This window comes from Nitrosospira sp. NpAV (genome assembly GCF_000832065.1).
GTDB lineage: Bacteria > Pseudomonadota > Gammaproteobacteria > Burkholderiales > Nitrosomonadaceae > Nitrosospira.
Genome location: NZ_JXQM01000152.1, coordinates 1 through 661, shown reverse-complemented (window position 1 = coordinate 661; position 661 = coordinate 1). Strand labels below are relative to the sequence as shown.

Genomic DNA, 661 nt, shown 5'->3' with positions numbered 1-661 from the left:
CGCCAGCGTTTCAAGATGGGATGGTAGCGCGCATGAGTAAACCCGGAACTGATCCGGGAAAACTTTAAAGGTGCCATCAGAAATGGTTTGCTCAGACTTTCTCCCTCTGGCGTATAATAACCGCCCTCCTCACCCGGTGGCCGAAAATAGACAGCGCGCCTGGATTTCTCCTTGTTGAAAAACTCTACCGCAAGCACACGCCCGACTTGTGTTTTCCCGCTTTCATCCTGTGCGGATTCATAAACAACCGTAAAACGATCGCCCTTTCGGACATCACGGTGAAAATCAATACTACTGGAAAATATATCAATCATCTGGGAGGCGATTGTGCTCGGTAAGTCAGCCTTGTCAACGGCTGCAAACAATGATGAACTGATCACTCCCGAACCCACCAGGACACGCGTATCACCTTCAGCTGACTGCTCGTTCAGCTCAAATGTCCCATCGATTTTTTCGACCTGAAACTGCTCACCATTTCCGTAAAAGTAGCGCAGTGCTAACAATTCTCCGTTCGGCCGGGTTTCCGCATGAATGATTTCTCCCGGTTTAAGCTGGCTCATCGCCCGACTCCCCCGGACAGTATCTAGAAAGCGATTCTTGTCTTTTTGACTGATTTCAAGACGAGCAAGAATCGCCGAAATGGTATCTCCCCGACGTATAC

1 pseudogene is annotated in these 661 nt (G+C 49.5%); it reads right to left on the bottom strand.

Going from position 1 to position 661, the window contains the following annotated elements:
* Nucleotides 1-560, bottom strand: a pseudogene (locus SQ11_RS15705) (M23 family peptidase); the annotation flags it as partial.
* Nucleotides 561-661: the final 101 nt, after the last annotated feature.